14 protein-coding genes and 1 pseudogene are annotated in these 16,503 nt (G+C 40.9%); 12 read left to right on the forward strand and 3 right to left on the reverse strand.

Annotated features, from left to right (window positions below; all coding sequences use genetic code 11):
• Positions 1 to 12: 12 nt before the first annotated feature.
• Entirely contained in the window at positions 13 to 1,326 is a 1,314-nt protein-coding gene (locus R7070_RS02040) for a type VI secretion system ImpA family N-terminal domain-containing protein (RefSeq protein ID WP_005386112.1), read from the reverse strand.
• A gap of 503 nt (positions 1,327 to 1,829) precedes the next feature.
• Between R7070_RS02040 and R7070_RS02045 the strand changes: the two genes are divergently transcribed.
• The 10 genes and pseudogenes from R7070_RS02045 to R7070_RS02090 all read left to right on the forward strand — a co-directional run bounded on the left by R7070_RS02045 (position 1,830) and on the right by R7070_RS02090 (position 12,224).
• Positions 1,830 to 2,429, forward strand: coding sequence for a hypothetical protein (locus tag R7070_RS02045; RefSeq protein WP_132937161.1), 600 nt, complete (start codon positions 1,830 to 1,832; stop codon positions 2,427 to 2,429).
• A gap of 9 nt (positions 2,430 to 2,438) precedes the next feature.
• Positions 2,439 to 3,932: a type VI secretion system-associated FHA domain protein gene (locus R7070_RS02050; RefSeq protein WP_213909505.1), complete on the forward strand. Its 1,494-nt coding sequence runs from the start codon at positions 2,439 to 2,441 to the stop codon at positions 3,930 to 3,932.
• A complete protein-coding gene (tssJ, locus tag R7070_RS02055; protein WP_130546340.1) occupies positions 3,925 to 4,425 on the forward strand; it encodes a type VI secretion system lipoprotein TssJ in 501 nt (166 codons plus the stop codon). Before R7070_RS02050 ends, tssJ begins: the two co-directional genes overlap by 8 nt.
• Positions 4,426 to 4,436: 11 nt before the next feature.
• The gene (tssK, locus tag R7070_RS02060; RefSeq protein ID WP_005373357.1) at positions 4,437 to 5,762 is read left to right on the forward strand and encodes a type VI secretion system baseplate subunit TssK; all 1,326 of its coding nucleotides are present in this window, start codon (positions 4,437 to 4,439) and stop codon (positions 5,760 to 5,762) included.
• Positions 5,759 to 6,550: a type IVB secretion system protein IcmH/DotU gene (icmH, locus tag R7070_RS02065; protein WP_005373354.1), complete on the forward strand. Its 792-nt coding sequence runs from the start codon at positions 5,759 to 5,761 to the stop codon at positions 6,548 to 6,550. Before tssK ends, icmH begins: the two co-directional genes overlap by 4 nt.
• A gap of 147 nt (positions 6,551 to 6,697) precedes the next feature.
• Positions 6,698 to 7,274 (forward strand): annotated as a pseudogene (locus tag R7070_RS26785) (DUF4150 domain-containing protein); the annotation flags it as partial.
• Positions 7,275 to 8,167: 893 nt separating this feature from the next.
• Positions 8,168 to 10,324, forward strand: a complete 2,157-nt coding sequence (locus R7070_RS02075; RefSeq protein ID WP_005386124.1) for a hypothetical protein — start codon at positions 8,168 to 8,170, stop codon at positions 10,322 to 10,324.
• Entirely contained in the window at positions 10,317 to 11,075 is a 759-nt protein-coding gene (locus R7070_RS02080; RefSeq protein WP_005386126.1) for a hypothetical protein, read from the forward strand. Before R7070_RS02075 ends, R7070_RS02080 begins: the two co-directional genes overlap by 8 nt.
• Positions 11,076 to 11,106: 31 nt before the next feature.
• Positions 11,107 to 11,610 (forward strand): hypothetical protein, encoded by a 504-nt coding sequence (locus R7070_RS02085; RefSeq protein WP_005373343.1) that lies wholly within the window; start codon positions 11,107 to 11,109, stop codon positions 11,608 to 11,610.
• Positions 11,611 to 11,813: 203 nt separating this feature from the next.
• A complete protein-coding gene (locus tag R7070_RS02090) occupies positions 11,814 to 12,224 on the forward strand; it encodes a hypothetical protein (RefSeq protein ID WP_064369330.1) in 411 nt (136 codons plus the stop codon).
• A 114-nt stretch (positions 12,225 to 12,338) separates the two neighbouring features.
• Here the strand turns inward: R7070_RS02090 and R7070_RS02095 are convergent, their stop codons facing one another.
• The gene (locus R7070_RS02095; protein ID WP_005373339.1) at positions 12,339 to 13,475 is read right to left on the reverse strand and encodes a multidrug effflux MFS transporter; all 1,137 of its coding nucleotides are present in this window, start codon (positions 13,473 to 13,475) and stop codon (positions 12,339 to 12,341) included.
• Positions 13,476 to 13,574: 99 nt separating this feature from the next.
• Here R7070_RS02095 and R7070_RS02100 point away from each other — a divergent pair, with 99 nt between their 5' ends.
• Positions 13,575 to 14,348, forward strand: coding sequence for an AraC family transcriptional regulator (locus R7070_RS02100; protein WP_137282732.1), 774 nt, complete (start codon positions 13,575 to 13,577; stop codon positions 14,346 to 14,348).
• 90 nt (positions 14,349 to 14,438) lie between these two features.
• Here the strand turns inward: R7070_RS02100 and R7070_RS02105 are convergent, their stop codons facing one another.
• Positions 14,439 to 15,347 carry a LysR family transcriptional regulator gene (locus R7070_RS02105; protein ID WP_005373334.1) on the reverse strand — a complete coding sequence of 303 codons (909 nt, stop codon included), beginning with the start codon at positions 15,345 to 15,347 and terminating at the stop codon, positions 14,439 to 14,441.
• 135 nt (positions 15,348 to 15,482) lie between these two features.
• Between R7070_RS02105 and R7070_RS02110 the strand changes: the two genes are divergently transcribed.
• Entirely contained in the window at positions 15,483 to 16,202 is a 720-nt protein-coding gene (locus R7070_RS02110; protein WP_213897077.1) for an SDR family oxidoreductase, read from the forward strand.
• Positions 16,203 to 16,503 lie beyond the last annotated feature (301 nt).

Raw genomic sequence — 16,503 nt, forward strand, 5'->3', positions numbered from 1 at the left:
TTAATTGTATTGTTATTTATTGTCAGTTTTTTCAGCTTGTAGCTGACTCAATTTATATAGGTAGATGTTCAGTAAAAGGGTTGCGCGGTCAATTTCCTTTTGCTGTGAATACTTTTCAGCGTATTCAATACGACCTAAAAGCGGGAATAACGAGTTACTGTATTCGTACGCCTTTTCAGAGTTCTTATCTACATTCTGTCTAGCTACGTTGGCAAACACCGTTCTTGCGTCTGAGAATCGCTTATAAACATCCATAAACTGGTCTTCTAAATGGGCGCTCTGTGTCAAAAAGTTCTGACGTAGTTGCTGTGCAGAAGACGAATCCGGATAGATCGCGATTAATTCATTGGTCAAGCTATCGAGCTCGCTGACGTTACTTACTTTTGCCGAGTCTAAAAACCAGTTATTCATCATAATATCGACACGATTAATGGCCTGCGTTTTCAATGACTGAGCATATTTTTTATTTTCGTAATCTAACGAGGCGACCAAATTTACAAGTTCATTAAGTGAAGCTTGATTAATTTTTTGTTCCAATGTTCGATAACGTTGTTGCTCGTACATGAAATGTGAACATATCGCAGTAACAATCAAACCAATAACGAAGTAGATCATAAATCGACCAGACTTTGCCGGTGATGCTTTCTCTTGGCTATTTAGGTTGGGTGATGACACCGGTGCTGGAGAGGGAGACACATTCACTTTAATTTCAGGTGCCTTCTGCGTTGCTGCAGGAGCGCTAGTGTTGGCTTGTTTTTTCTCGCGTAACTCAGCCGCAATCTGTTGTTCTTTTATCTGCTCAATCCATTGATTCAAAATACGGCGAATGCGACCTAATGACGGCGCTTCAATACCGTAATGAAGACGAAGCTCTTCCTCAATCCTCAAGCATAATTGATGTGCTGCCTCTATCAATGGAAGCTCTTCTGGTAACGCCCGATGCTTATTAATTCGTTTTTCAGTATGCTCTACCATCCATTCAATAGCGCTCATTCGTGCCTTTGACTTTGAATGCTCTGGATACGCGTTGAACCAATATACGACACACACATCAAGTATTGAGTTTAACCCTTCAACAAGGCCTCTTAAGCCGTCGTTATAGGTTGACGCAACGGTAAAGTAACAGCAACAACGTAGGTCTTTCGCTTGGGTACTCAAGATCTTTTTTGAGAGTGTTTGAACCGTTTTCCACGAGACTCTCCCTGTGACTTTATTCAGGTTGTTTATTTGACGTTTAATTTCGTCAAAATCCTCAGAACCATTAGGATTAGAGCCGCTTGGGTTATTTTCATCGATTGGTCTTCGAGCGAAGTCGGTAAAAAACATAAGGAAAGTTCCAACTGATCATATAGAAGTATTAAGTTATATAGGATTTCACTACTGTTATATTAAATTATAAGCAGTGCACATCTGTCGCAATTCTATAGACAAAATAAGCGGATTAGATAATAAAAATTCATTAAAAGAAATTAAATTACTTTTAGTGTGATCTTTGTTCATAATATTAATATCAATAGTTAAGTCTATTTATAAGAAGAAACTTATATATGAAGATGAGAACGTGGATTAAAAAGTAACTAAATTGTTATCGGAGATTACGTTTTGTCCAATTAGCAATCAAATTCTGTTACTTCTATTTAAATAGAAAGATTTACTGTCTCGTCACTTAATCTGTAGTCGGTTCTTTAGTTTTTGTTTGTAGGTAAAACAACCAACCTGATAGTTGAAATGTATTAAATTATAGGTGTTTTTTTAGGCTTATTGAAAAAGAGAATATAATTGATATCTTTCGCCTCTAAGTAGAATATCGGTTTTCCTAGAGGGACGAAATGCTAAAACCAAGTCAAATTGGGCTGATTTCAGCCATGTGTCTATTTTCTTCTGTTGTAATGGCAAAAGGGGAGCGATATGGACTCTCTACCAGTATGTTGACTATCGATAGCATTAAATACGATGAAGGTAAAAGTGGTGAGCAGGATACGCTTAGGTTCGGCTTGGTTCATACTCGTCCTATTGATGAAAACAATAACCGTTGGCGTTGGTGGTTAGGGCTAAACTATCTAGCAGAAGATATTGAAGCGCCAGCAAACGGCTTATATCAAGAAGCGACGAACTATGAACTTCGTGTTGTTCCTCAATATGCGTTGACTTCTTGGAGTGTTTTCACGCCATACGTTGGTGCGGGCTTGTCTGTCGGTTACTCGCAATATTCTAATCGCTGGCAAGTAGACCAAGAGGGCTATCGTTATGAGAGTGTTGAAGACATCGACCAGTTTGAGTTAGGTGCGGTTGTGACCCTTGGTACTGCTATAAAGTTAGGCAGTAATCCTGACGCCCATATACAAATTATCCCGCAGGCCTCTTATATCCTTCCGGTTGTAAATGATGGAATTGGTGGGCTTGAACTATCAGTTTCTTTGCTCTTTTGAGGTTCGTAAATGTACTCAAATCAGCTAGTTTTATTTATCTCAAAGTGTCCAGAGGAATACACCGGTGCAAAGCATATTGAAATGCCTGAAAGTGGTGGTTCGATAGGTCGTTCCCCAAGCTGTAGCGTGTCTTTAGCCGATCACAACCGCTTTATATCGGGCACTCATTGTTTGCTCAGCGTGTATGGAGATACCTACTATATAAGTGACGTATCAACTAACGGCACAATGGTAAATGGGAATAAAATACTAAAAAATCAACCCGTTGCGATAGTTGATGGCGACATCATTTCTTTAGGGCAATATGAGATTGGTGTTTCTCTTGAGCACGTTACCTCAACACTAGACATCGCCGCTGATATTGCTCCTGAGCGAGTATCTAGCGATCCTCTGGTTAGTCTAGGAGATGCGGTTGTCGAAGAGGAAGAAAAAGTCGGTGCCTTAGAAGATTTATTTATGGAGACTAAACAGGATGACATTGATTGTCATGATCCTGTTGCTCACCTTAACTTTTCGATGCAGCGAGATGACGATTACTTAATTCGTGATAATGAGCGTACAGAATCTGAACAATCTAGAACCGTGGAAAGCACACGGCAGGTGGTCGATGACAGTTTCAGCATATATTCCGAATTCGATCAGCCAAGCCTCATCCCTGAAGACTGGATGGCTGCGGAAACCAAGAGTAACGCATCAGTCAATGATGCATTAGCGCCAGAAAGCGGTAAGGCACATAGAGCCGATATTGCCTCAGCTGAGGTGATGCAACCTGGCACGGTAGCCCCAGATAGCACGATTCAAAGACAACATCGTACGCCTAATGTTACTGAGATGGTCGTAGAGCAGGCTAACACAGGGTCAAAATGGGAAGAGATGACCCAATCTTTTACGCCTTCTCCTAACACTAATCATCAACTTCAAATACCTACGGCAGAGCACGCGATAAACAGTACGACGAAAGCACAAGTCGATACTGATGCGGCCGTTTGCTCTCAAGATATAGCGCAAGCGTTTTTTGATGGTTTGGGTATTCGAAATCCAGAGTTGATGACAAACGAGGCGCAGTTATTCAAGCAAATGGGCACTTGCTTGCGTTTATGTATTGATAACCTACAGAAAGAGTTGCACGAAGTGGAATCGTTAAAAGATGAGCAGAGTGCGAGTGAGGCTAACTCGAACATCGCAGAGCTAATGCTCACTTTGAATAGTCAGCAATTACTGGCTCCAAATGAACTGGTTGAACAAATGCTCGATGAGTTGAACGACCACCAAGTTATGTTTAACAAAGCACTGAATGAGCTCATTTTAGAACAGTCAGAAACGAACGATCCCGTAGCATTTGCTAACAGGGTCGCTAGCCAGTCTTTGTTCTCAACTAAGTCAAAACTGTGGGCCGAATACCTAGATTTCTACACTAATAATCGTCGCCTGCTTAATGAAACATCTTTAAAAGGGCTGATTAAGAAAAACTATAACAAAGTGATTAAGGGAAACTATGCGTAGTATCGCCGTATTACTCGGATTTGCCATGTTGTCCGGTTGTTCCATGTGGGATCAATTTAAAGAGTCCACGGGTATCACACCAGAAACTTCGTCCATTGAATTGGTTATTGAGGCATCACCTGTACTCAATGTGAGAAATGGGGGCCAGTCATCTCCAGTTATTCTCCGTCTTCACGAATTAAATTCGCCAGTTTTATTCCGAAGCTTAGATTTTTTTGCGCTGTTTGAAAACGATAAAGCGTCGTTGGGTGATGAGTACATCAAACGTTACGAATATCAAATACAGCCAGGTGGAAAAGTTCATGAAATGCTAACGCTAGACCCTGACACTCGTGCCGTCGGTTTTTCAGTGGCTTTTCGTGATATTGATGGTTCGTCTTGGCGAAAAGTGGAAGTTATTGAAGAGAAGAGCGAGTACTACATCAAGCTCAAGTTAGAGGGCAGTGAGTTAATTTCTGATAACACTCGCGGCATTGAACAGGTTTACTTTTAAGGGATAGAAACATGTCTTTATACAATCCAGTTGTTTGGCAAGATGGAATGTTCATGAAGCCGCAGCATTTTCAACAACTCGATCGTTCGCAAAGTAAACTATCGAGCCTACTGAGTGCCAATGCATCGCCTTTGCATTGGGGAATTAAACGTTTAGAAATCAACTCTCAGTTACTAGCACTGGGTAAAATAGGTATTACTCGTGCTGAAGGCATTTTACAAGACCGGACACCATTTGAGCTTCCGTTGCTTGCTGAGCTGCCTGAAGTGAAAGATGTAGATCCTTCGATTGCCGATAAAGTCGTTTATTTGTGCTGTCCGTTACCATCGGAACGCTCTGAGTTATTTGGCACCAAAAAAGACGGTGCGCGCTATACGATGGAATCTCAAGAAGCGGTTGACGCTTGTTATGATTCGGAAGACATGGCAAATATCGTCGTCGGTAAGCTTAACTTTTGCTTAATGTACGATCATGAAGATAAGAGTGCTTACACGTCTATTCCGATCTTAAAGATCTCAGAAGTGAAGCCTGATGGCAGCGTGATCTTAGATGATAGTTTCATTCCTACCTGTATCGATATTCATGCGTCGACAGTACTGAGTAAATTTGCGACCGAGTTTGCTTCTATGTTGAAGCATCGCGCGGAATCGATAGTCCAGCGATTAGGGGTGGTGGATCAACAAGGCGTATCATCGGTTTCTGACTTTATGCTATTGCAAGCGCTCAACCGATACGAACCCTTGTTTTGGCATTTCGCAAGCACAGAAGCTGTGCATCCTGAGTCTTTGTATCGAATTCTTCTTCAGGCAGAAGGTGAGCTTTCGACGCTGTGTTCAACGACACGCCGACCTATTGAGTTTACTAAGTACAATCATGGTGATCTTACTAGCTGTCTTTCTCGCGTCCTAGACAGTGCGAAAATGACATTGAGCGTGATGTCTGAACAAAGAGCAATTCCACTGACCTTAAAAGATCAGAACTATGGCATCAGAACGGCAGCAATCCCTGACAATAAGATCATTGATACGACAACCTTTATCCTCGCAGTTAAAGCCGACGTGACCTTGGATGTTCTGCATACCCAGTTTGTCAGCCAAACGAAGATCGGTTCTATCGATAACATACGTGACTTGATTAACCTTCAACTGCCTGGGATTGAGATTAAACCAATGCCAGTTGTGCCACGCGCGCTGCCGTATCATGCTGGCTACACCTATTTCGAGCTCGATAAAACGGGCGAAGAGTGGATGGCGTTGAAGAACACTGCTGCGATTGCGATTCACGTTGCGGGCGATTTCGCTAACTTATCATTGCAACTTTGGGCCGTTCGTCTATGAGTTACGCAGAAACCGACGTCACCGTAGTCTTATTCCAACCAGAGCCTGGCAAACCAATGGAGGTAATGCCAGCGCCTGACTTGTCGAGAAACATCGCAGTACAAGATCTATCTATCGATAACATGGGTATTAACCCGTTGGTGGACCAGTTCTCATGGTTGATCGCCAGTCTGTCTTGTATGTCTTCGATCCCTTGGCTTGATGACCCGATGCCATTTCGTGAACAAGTGGCACGTGAGATTCGAAAAGGCGAACGAAAACTTAATGAAATGGAGCTCGATCGTGCTTCGGTTCTTGTTATTCGTTACTGCTTGTGTGCGGCGATTGATGAGTCTGTTTGTCGACAAGAATGGGGGGCAAATAGTCACTGGAGCCAGAACAGCTTACTGTCTGAATTCCACAACGAAACGTCTGGTGGTGATAAGTTCTTCGTTATTCTCGATCGCTTAAAAGCCGACCCTCGTAAATACCGTCACGTTATAGAGTTTCTCTATTTACTGCTTCAACTTGGTTTCCAAGGCAAGTATGGCCGTGAAGAGCGTGGTAACGAAAAGTTAGCGGAAATTGGCAGCACCATTTATCGATTAGTGCGAGATGACCGCCTAGCAGAACAAGAAAAAGTTTCTTTAATCAACCTTAAAGCTAAATATCTAAAGAAGCCGTTAAAAAGGGTAATTTCACCCAAGCTGATCTTAAGTCTTAGTGCGATGACGTTTGCGCTTATGTATGCGGCAACCTACATCGTCATAGACTTAAAATTTCAGCAACTGCTTGAAATGTATAGATAACCAGAGATCTAAAATGAGATCTTCTGCCAGTTTTAGGGCTTGTTGTGAATATCACTGGTCTTTTAGTGAAATTCACTAGTTATTTAGAGAGATTGCAGTTTGCGATCTCTTTTATCATTCAATCAATAAAATTCAAATGGATTGGTTATGGGCGTAACAGTTGGTGCGAATGGACTTTCGATAGTTCATAAAGGCTCAGGTGGTGAAGCGAATGCAACGCTCCCAGATGTTTGTTTAACTAAGGTCGGCAAACCAGTCGTCCCTATCCCTTATGGCAACAATGCTAAATCAGCAGACCTTGCTGGTGGGACTACGACAGTCTCTATGGATGGCGGTAACAGTGTCGCTATCAAGGGCAGTACGTTCTCAAAAAGTACCGGCGATGCGGGCGGTGATAGAAAAGGCGTTGCCTCAGGCACGATAGAAGCCGAAGCAAAATTCATTTCAGCCTCACCAACGGTTAAATTTGAAGGTAAGGGCGTATGTCGTCTGTCCGATCAAATGACCATGAACAAAGCCAACACTATGTGTTTGGGTGGCGCACAAAACCCATCGGTTTCTGTGACTGAAGAGCAGGAAGGGACGTATACGCTGGATATAGAATGCAAATATCCAAATGGGCTCCCTTACTCTAATGCACAATTTTCTTTAGTCGAGCCTTCAGGTGCTGTCATTGGGAGTGGAGTGCTGGATTCTAGCGGAAAAGCATCTGTTAATGGTCTCGCTCTAAAAGAATGCAAGTTAGTGCTCAGCGAAACTCAAGACTCTTATACGCCGAACCAATCTTTAGCTGAAAATATTGTGACGGAAACTTACCCTGATCCGAATGATTTTTGTACGTTTGTCGCAGGTCGCCGCTCGCCATTTTGGGAAGATCGTGTTGGGGTTGCTAATGACTGGGGCATATTGATGTCCCCATCCTTCAGTGATGATGACTTTAAAGATATTGTGTTAGAGCAAAGCCGTATATCGTCTCCTTATGCGATTAGTCAAAATCACTCTAAAGATTTTTCTGATGCTTATGTTTCGGCACTTTATCACATCCAAACTGATACTACTGCGCTAGAGAAATATGAACCTTTAGTTGAACTGCTCTTGGAGCAAGTACACGAAAATGGCGATATATTGAGAGTCTTATATCAAGCTGATGTGTTTGAGCCTCCCTATGAATTATTAGCGAAGCTTCGCTTTTTAGGGACTGGGAATACTGTGAAGTATTTGCAGTTTGTTTTATGGACGTTGATAAATAATCAAATCTGTTCATACATCGATGAGCTAAACAGTGAAATCATCGGTCGTTTAGATTTCATACAAAGCCAAGCTTCTGCAAGATCGTTGAGTTCTGTTGAAGAGGGTATAAACGGTTATAAAAAAGCACTTAACCACTTCAAAAAAGCACTTCCTGACGTCATTAGCCAAATTTTCGAAACCAAAAATGACACCCTAATTTCTATATCGGCAATGGCCCTTGGGAGTACCGTTAACATAGCGAGCCAATCTAGCTTTGCTACTAATTTAGGTAGGGTTAATGCGGTGGTGTACACGAAGTCAAACAACTTGAACCGCCCATCATTTGTCACTTTTGACGATAACTTTTCTGACTAGGACATTTAAATCATGGATGCAGTTTTTCCGATAGCGCAACGAGAAGGTGACGCTTACTACACGCTCAGTGATTTTACGAAATTGTTTGATCAAGCTAAGAGCGGTCGTTATTTAATAGGACAAGGGTACGGTTGGCATAGTGGCATTCACTTAACATCAAAAATGTTACCGTGGGGGAAAGGGCTCAGACCTATTCAAGCGATGCTTGATGGAAAAATAGTGGCATTTCGCATAAATCCTGATTACCTAACATCAACGTACCAAGAGCAAGAGTTTAAGTATAGTAATAACTTTGTGCTTATCGAGCATGAGGCTGTAAACCCCGAAGATAATGAAGATGTATTTAAGTTCTATACACTTTATATGCACCTTGCGCCACCTTCAGATATTGGCGCCAATTCATCTATAACCACGCGTTACCGTTTACAAGAAGCGAGAAATGTACGCACTTTCAAACATAGTGATGTGCCTACTAATTCTGGTGAAAAAAAACAGTCGATGTCTAAAGGAACATTACTTGAATACCTGTATGCAGAAGAGAAGGAGACCCATCCATACCAGATCGACAAAAATACCTACAAAATGATAAAGTGTCGTGTGGTAGAGAATGGTAAATCGGCAAGTGGTAGCGAAAAAGCACTGTTAAACAAGATTGTTTGGTTTGCTTCGGGTCTCAATAGTGACTTTGACATTTTAGAAGATTCCTCTGCTGTCCTATCAGAACCAGTTTCAGAACCTAAATGGATGTCGGACAAGGCGGCAATGATTAGGGACGGTAGTGTGGTTTCTTTACTCCCACTCCTATTTAGAGAGGGGATAAAGGTTTCAGCTGGGGAAGATATCGGTTACATGGGACTGCATGAGTACAGTAACGATGCAATTGGAACTAAGAAAGAAGATAATCGTGTGCATATCGAGATGTTCTCTTTTGAGGAGCCGCCCGAATTTTTCAAAAAACAGATTTCTCCCAAAAATGCGGAAGAAAATCCACTTGTTGTTCTCGATGGGGCCGATAGTAGCGGTGCCGTTGATATGAGTAATTCGTTTATTCAGCAATTACTTGAATCTGTGACAGAAGATCAAGTAACGGACTTCTCCTCGTTCACTGCTCGCGATGCCAAAGTATACTTAGACGGTAAGCGTAAACACTTTGAGCGATTTATTGTGAAACATCCTACAGATTGGCATACAGAGTCGTCACAAAGTCTTTATGAATCAATCCATCAGACCGCAAAGGAAGCTCTAGATATTAAGTGCTCCGCTGGTTTTGTGACTATAGAGGACTACCGTAACTCCCCATGGCGCGATCAAGTGATGGATAGCTTTGATCTTTTCTCGCAATTCGAACTGGAAAGAGCAGATAAGTTCTCATGGATGCAAGATTTACAAGGTGATTTGCAACTAAGCGATGATAAGAGCCTTTGGCATTATTGGCCTTTTGTAGGAAATCACACCCAAAGTAAATGTTTCTGTAATCGTGATATTTCCAAGAGTTTTTTACTTGAAGTCTTAGGTGGAAAAGAAACTATTTTTGAGAACTCTCATTATGACAGTATGAGAAATGTTTCTTTAGATGAGTTATTAAATAGCTTGAATGACATGTTTAGGACGTATGAAATCGATGATTGTTTGAATAAAATCCACTTTCTGTCTCAAGCATTTCAAGAAAGTGATTTTTTCAAAACGACGGAAGAGTACTATTATAACGGGAAATATCCAGAGAAATGGAATAAGTACAGAGGTGGTGCATTCTATCATGGACGTGGTTTATTACAGATAACACATATAGAAAACTATGCTAAATACTTTGGTGTGAATACTAAAGATCTTACAAAAGAAATGATAGAAAGCGTTGCTAAAGATTTACACACGGCAGTAGATTCTTCAGGGTGGTTTTGGGTAAAAGGTAGTGCTTGGGGAGATATTCGTCCATTCGCTACCAAGAATGATCTATTTCGTGTAACGATCTCAGTAAATGGTGGTTACAATCATTTGTTAGAGAGAAAAAATAACTTATTAAAACTTTCAAAGTTGATTAATTGTAATTCAATATCCGATAACTATGACTTTAGTAAGTTTTATCTTAAGGATAGTTCAATGATCAATAAAAATTACTATAAAAGAAGTAAGAGTGTACATCACAAGCTGGAGTTAATGATAAATGAATAAAATGATTACATTTAGTTTAATCTTTTTATCAACATATTCTTTTGCGGAAAGCAGTATTACGCAAGAGCAAAAATTCACAGAGGCTGAGGGGCCTTTTTGTCAATATTCTCTAAAAGCAAATGGAACTTCATATGATTTTAGCTTTTTTGACTCATGTGGCACAAGCGATTTAATTAAATTGAATGAAGAGCTTTATTTGGTTGACTTGACTAATGGTAATATAAATAGCGAAGCATACTTTATTTTTGACACAGAAAAAAAAGAAGTTCCAAAAGAGATTGGTAGTTTGAACCTTAGTTATGACATTTACGATTATGGTTTTGATATTATCGATCATACATTATTGGACAGAGATAATAGTAAAATAATAAAAAACGCTAATAATAATTATACTGGCGTGTTGTCTTACATTTTCCAGAGAGATAATTTTAATATGAACATACCTAAAGATAGGATTTTGTATTGGAATAGAAATGGAGAAGAGAATTATTGTTCTTCTACAATAGTTTTTTCTGCTAATTATGACGAACATAGGCGAGATGTTTGCTGGAATAGTTTTTCATCAAGATATGAATATGTTGAGATTATTGAAGGTAGAGTAAGTTTAAGGATAAAGGGAGAGTTTGATGGAAGGCAGTTTAAGTTTGATAATAATGGTGAAGAACTGACGATTAATCCATATAATGGAAAGTATAGTACTAACAAAACCAACGAAAAATTCCCTGATGAAGACTATTTTAATATAAAGTGAATATATTGTTTTTATTTTTAATGTAGTTGAAATGCTTAAATTCAATGAAATTTATAAATCAATTGTGATGGTCGGGTTTTCATTTATTGTGTCGTTTTCAAATTTTGTAAGTGCAAGCTGCAACCAAAATTCTGTCATATTTACGTGTGATTTAGAAAATAAAGGTGGCAGTTTGAAAGCTTGCTTTAATCAAGCTGAGAATTCGATGTACTTCGTTGTTGACGAAAATGGGTTGAAAACAGTTTATGCCCCACGAAAGGGGAAGAGTTTAGATAACTATAAATGGATAGATATTTCTCTTGAAGAACCTGAATTCATTCCTTTGAAATTTGAAGTAAATGAAAACAAGAATGCGTACTTTTCATTGACTAGAGGTGGTGGACGGTTGAGTGTCGTTGCTAGCTTCGTTGACATGATTGAAGATGAAAATGCTGTTGAGTACTACTGTGAATTGGGAACTGAAACAGCTCTGGATCCCAACGTTAGATTAAAAATAAAACACGTAAAGCCTAATGAGTTTGAAGCTTGGGGTTAAATAGCAATAGATTCCGGTGAGAGCCTAAATAAAATTCATTGTAATAAAAAGTTAGCTTTTCTAGAAAATCTACTCGAGACGTTTGGATAAGAAATGTTCAGATAAAAAGCGCCGAAAGGCGCTTTTTATTTTCTTTAAAATAAAGTATGGTCTCCCTCCTTTTAAAATGGTAAGTGTTGAATAATTCAACAGTGGTTAGGTAAATGAATAAAATAACTAAACTCGCTTTGGCTTTGTCCGTATTGACATCTGTTGTTGGGTGTCAACTGGTCTCAAATACGCCGATGCAATCGACAGCAACGAAGGAAATAATTGAAAAAGCAAAGACAGAGTTTGATGGACAACGTTTTTATAAGTTGAATGAATATGATGAAGAAATCAACGTTTCAGATGACGGGGTCATTACCTTCAAGTCTTACTTACCACGCAGCGGCGGCTATGAATGGGTACCAATTGTTATACGCGATACTAGTTTTCGTGTTTCTTGCGATTATTTCAGTGAATATGTTGAAGCTGGAATGGTTGTTCAGGTTCAGTTTGTAGGTAAACGCGGGCGCATTGAAAATTACGACAATCAACGTTGTGAAGAGTTTGGCGAGCCAACATGGCAATAAGATCTATGGATAATTAAAGCGCCGACAGGCGCTTTTTATTTACGTTTTAGTTAACCGTTAGAAAAGATGTAGACCAATCTTCGGAAGATTAGGCAAGCAATGCGTAGTATCTGGTCACAAGTTGGTATGAACTTGCCTTTTAGAAAACGCTAATAAAATCGCTAAACAGCTACATGCTAATAGAACGACACCTAAGTTTTGTGCTGTTCCAGCCATCGCTAATCCCGTCCCGATCATGATGTAGTACATGAGCCCAAATAAAGCGCCTGCGCTACCTACCTGTTGTTTATAATCAACGAGTGCGTCACTGAGTATATTGGGTATCGCAATCCCATAAGACATGACGACTAACACCATTGGAGCAACAAACCAGATTGATTGGCTCAGAATCAACACACCGACTGATCCCAAACTAAGCAATACTGCTGAGAGCCAAAGTAGTTGGCTTTTTCGAACATTTTTAGACACTAGGGATTTGTTTAAACAACTCCCAAGCAGAGTGCCTAACCCCAGTACCATGCCACTGTATCCAAATTGTTCGGAGTTATACCCAAGTACCGAGAAAGTAAATGCGCCAAGCTGGTAATAAGAAAATAGAGCAATGTTATACAAAGCAACCAGTAATCCTGAGCGCCAAATTCGCGCGTCTCTTACCATTTTCCAGCTAAGTTGATGCAACCGTACTGGTGTCTGTTCCTTCTGTGTTTCAGGAAGCTTAATAACGTTGTAAGCGAGCAATACTAACGCGATTAAAAACAAGGCAAAAAACACATAACGGTATCCACCAAGCGCTGTAAGCTGCCCGCCTAATAGCATGCCAACTACCGGGCTGATTGATATACCCATCCCCATTAAGCTAAAGACTTTACTCAGTTCTTGACCGTCAAACGCGTCACGAAGCATGGTCTGTGTGACAACGGATCCTACCGCGATACCAAATGCGCTTAGGGCTCGCGCGGTCATGACAACAGCAAAGCTTTCGGTTTGAGTTGCGAGTAAAGATGCGCAGCCATAGATAAAGAGCCCAATAAGCATGGTGGGCCTTCTTCCCAGTTTATCTGCGAGAACTCCCCAAACTACAACGCCAATGGCAAAAGCTAGGAAGTAAATCGACAATGTTTGGGCTGCTTGTGCGTGGTTTACATCAAATGAAAGAGCGATTGAGCTCAGCGCTGGGCTATAAATAGTTTCTACAATTTGCGGAAACATCAACATAACCAGCATGAGCCATAAAGAGGGCTTAGTATTCATATTGTTACCCATCGTTAATGAAGTTGGCGGGCAGTATAAATGAGGCTATGATTGATCTAATAACAACATAAAAACCAAATACATCAACATTCGGACAAAATGGCGCTTATTAACGAAAAAACACAATTTGATGCAGACAAAATTTCTAATTGTGTAGTGGGAATTGCTGCGGATATTGGCAAGCACGACTCAGGTATGCATATGCACAAGAAAGGGCAGTTATTGTACGCACCTCAAGGTTGTATGAGTTTTGCTCTGGAAGACTCGATTTGTATTTTGCCACCGACAAAGGCGGTTTGGATCCCACCTAATACGCCGCATCGCGCACTAATGACGAATGTGGTGGCGTACCGATCTTTGTATTTTGATTGTGAGGAGTTTGCCTGTCCGAGTAAGATCACGATGATAGAAGTGAATAATTTACTCCAAGCTCTTATTGATAAAATGTCATTTTGGGAGTGGGATAAGCCTAGCAGCGAGATGGTAAATACGACGGCGCTTTTTTGGGAGGAGTTTTATGCTGCGAAACGTTATTCGTTTCAGTTGCCTTTGCCATCACATCGGCGCTTAACAACGTTTCGTCGAGAGTTGGTTGAACCTTCATTTCTAGCTCCTTCACTTACTACTCTTGCAAGCAAAGTTGGGGCAAGCACCAAGACGGTAACACGATTATTTAAGTCGGAAACGGGAATGAATTATCAAGATTGGCGGCAACAGTGGAGGCTTTTAAAGGCAGTTGAATTGTTATCAACGGGCATGCCAGTCAGCGCAGCTGCCGATTGGCTGGAGTTTTCGTCAGACAGTGCTTTTATTGCATTTTTCAAAAAGCAAACTGGACAAACACCTCTGACGTTTATGAAAACCAAACCTTAAGCGTCAAAATGCTCACACTCTTTCTAGAACAAACCCCAGGTTCACAGGCTCAGCCTATAAAGCATACATAGACAGGTACCAACGTGCAGGTTACTTGTCTTTACTCTGCAGTTTGCGAAAGTATTGCGTAGTAAAATCAACAAAGGCTCGGATGCGTTTTGGTTGATGTCGGTCGTGATGATAAAGGAGTGAAAATTCCACACTCGGAATGCTCCAATTGGTAAACACTTCTTTTAGCTTGCCTGTCTGGAGTTCTTGTTGACAATAAAGTGCTGGCACACGGATGATGCCATTTCCCGCCAAGGCTGCTTTTATCATTACTCTGCCACTCTTACATCGTAACTGTCCACGTATCTGGTGTTCCGTTGACTGCTTTGTATTCGTGTTCTCAAATGCCCACCGTGTCACACTACCTGTCAAACAAACGTGTTTTTCTAAGTCCTTTGGATGCGAAGGATAGCCATATGTTTCTAAATAGTTTGGGCTTGCGTATGTCCCCATTTCCACATCGATCAGTTTGCGAGCGATAAAGTTGGAGTCGTCTAACTTTCCCATTCGAAAAGCGATATCGAATTCATCTGCGATTAAATCGACACGATGGCTACTAAAATCTAAGTTAATGCTCACTTGTGGGTGTTGGATTAGAAACTGAGCAACGATATCTGCGACAACGTCTTCTCCTAAATAGCCCCCCACACAGTTGATACGAATGTCACCTCTTAAGTCTTCTACATCATCAACCACTGCCATAACAGCTTGATCAATATTGTGAAGGGCAGTTTCACACTGTTTATACAGAACCTTGCCTGCTTCGGTGAGGTTCAGTGTTCGAGTGGTCCTTTGTAGCAAAGTGACACCAATCTGTTGCTCCAGATTTGTTATTTGACGTGAAACGTGTGAGCGAGAAACGCCAAGTTGCTCTGCTGCTTTCGTGAAGTTTCCTAGTTGAGCGATTAGGACGAAAGAGCGAATATCCGCAAGGTTGATGTGTGTTTGCATGATGACTTCTTCATAATTCAAAAAAGTATTGTTGCAGTATAACAACAGTGTTTCAACTAGGTCGGTATATATCAACAAACAAAGTTTTCTTAAACTTACCGCCACTGATGTAAACCGTTCTATTAAGGATTCAAAATGAAAAAGTTAATTGTTATTACAGGCGCTAGTTCAGGCATTGGTGAAGCGATTGCACGTCACTTCAGTGAACAGGGCCATGCTCTTCTTTTGTTAGCAAGACGTGTAGAACGTTTGGAAGCATTAAACTTACCAAATACGCTTTGTGAAAAGGTAGATGTGACCGACAAAGCTTCTTTTGAGGCTGCAATTGAGAAAGCTGAAGCGTTGTATGGTCCGGTAGATGCACTTGTAAATAACGCAGGCGTTATGCTTCTCGGTCAGATAGATACTCAGGAAGCATCGGAGTGGAAGCGCATGTTTGATGTGAACGTAATTGGCTTACTCAATGGCATGCAGTCCGTCCTAGCACCGATGAAAGCACGTAACAGTGGTACGATCATTAACATCAGCTCTATTGCGGGCAAGAAAACATTCCCTGATCATGCTGCTTACTGCGGTACCAAATTTGCGGTTCATGCGGTTTCTGAAAACGTACGTGAGGAAGTTGCATCATCGAATGTTCGCGTTACCACGATTGCACCTGGTGCAGTGGAAACGGAATTACTTTCACATACAACGTCTCAAGATATTAAAGATGGTTATGACGCCTGGAAGGTGGATATGGGCGGTGTGTTGGCCGCAGATGACATCGCACGAGCAGTGCTGTTTGCTTATCAGCAACCGCAAGGTGTATGTGTTCGTGAAATTGCTTTGGCACCGACAAAACAACAACCTTAACATTGAGTTACGGCGATTTTAGGTCACTAAAGCCGTAAATTTTTTATACCGATTCGTGATTGAGATGGCATCTTTAAACTAAGTTGCGTGAAAATTTAGGCCATCCATTTAAATCCGGACACTAAGTGTGTTATTGCTTATACCCAAGTTACTCAAGGTGAGAAAAAACTTTGAGTAATTTGGGTTTTTATTTGGTCTCAATTTTAGGTAGCGGAATTTATTTAGGTCAGAAGGCGGCAGTTGTGATGAAAGGAGAGTGTGACGTAAAACCAAGTGAAGCAATACCCGTCTCTTAATGAGA

The organism is Vibrio sp. 1557 (genome assembly GCF_033340175.1).
GTDB classification, from domain to species: Bacteria; Pseudomonadota; Gammaproteobacteria; order Enterobacterales; family Vibrionaceae; genus Vibrio; species Vibrio alginolyticus.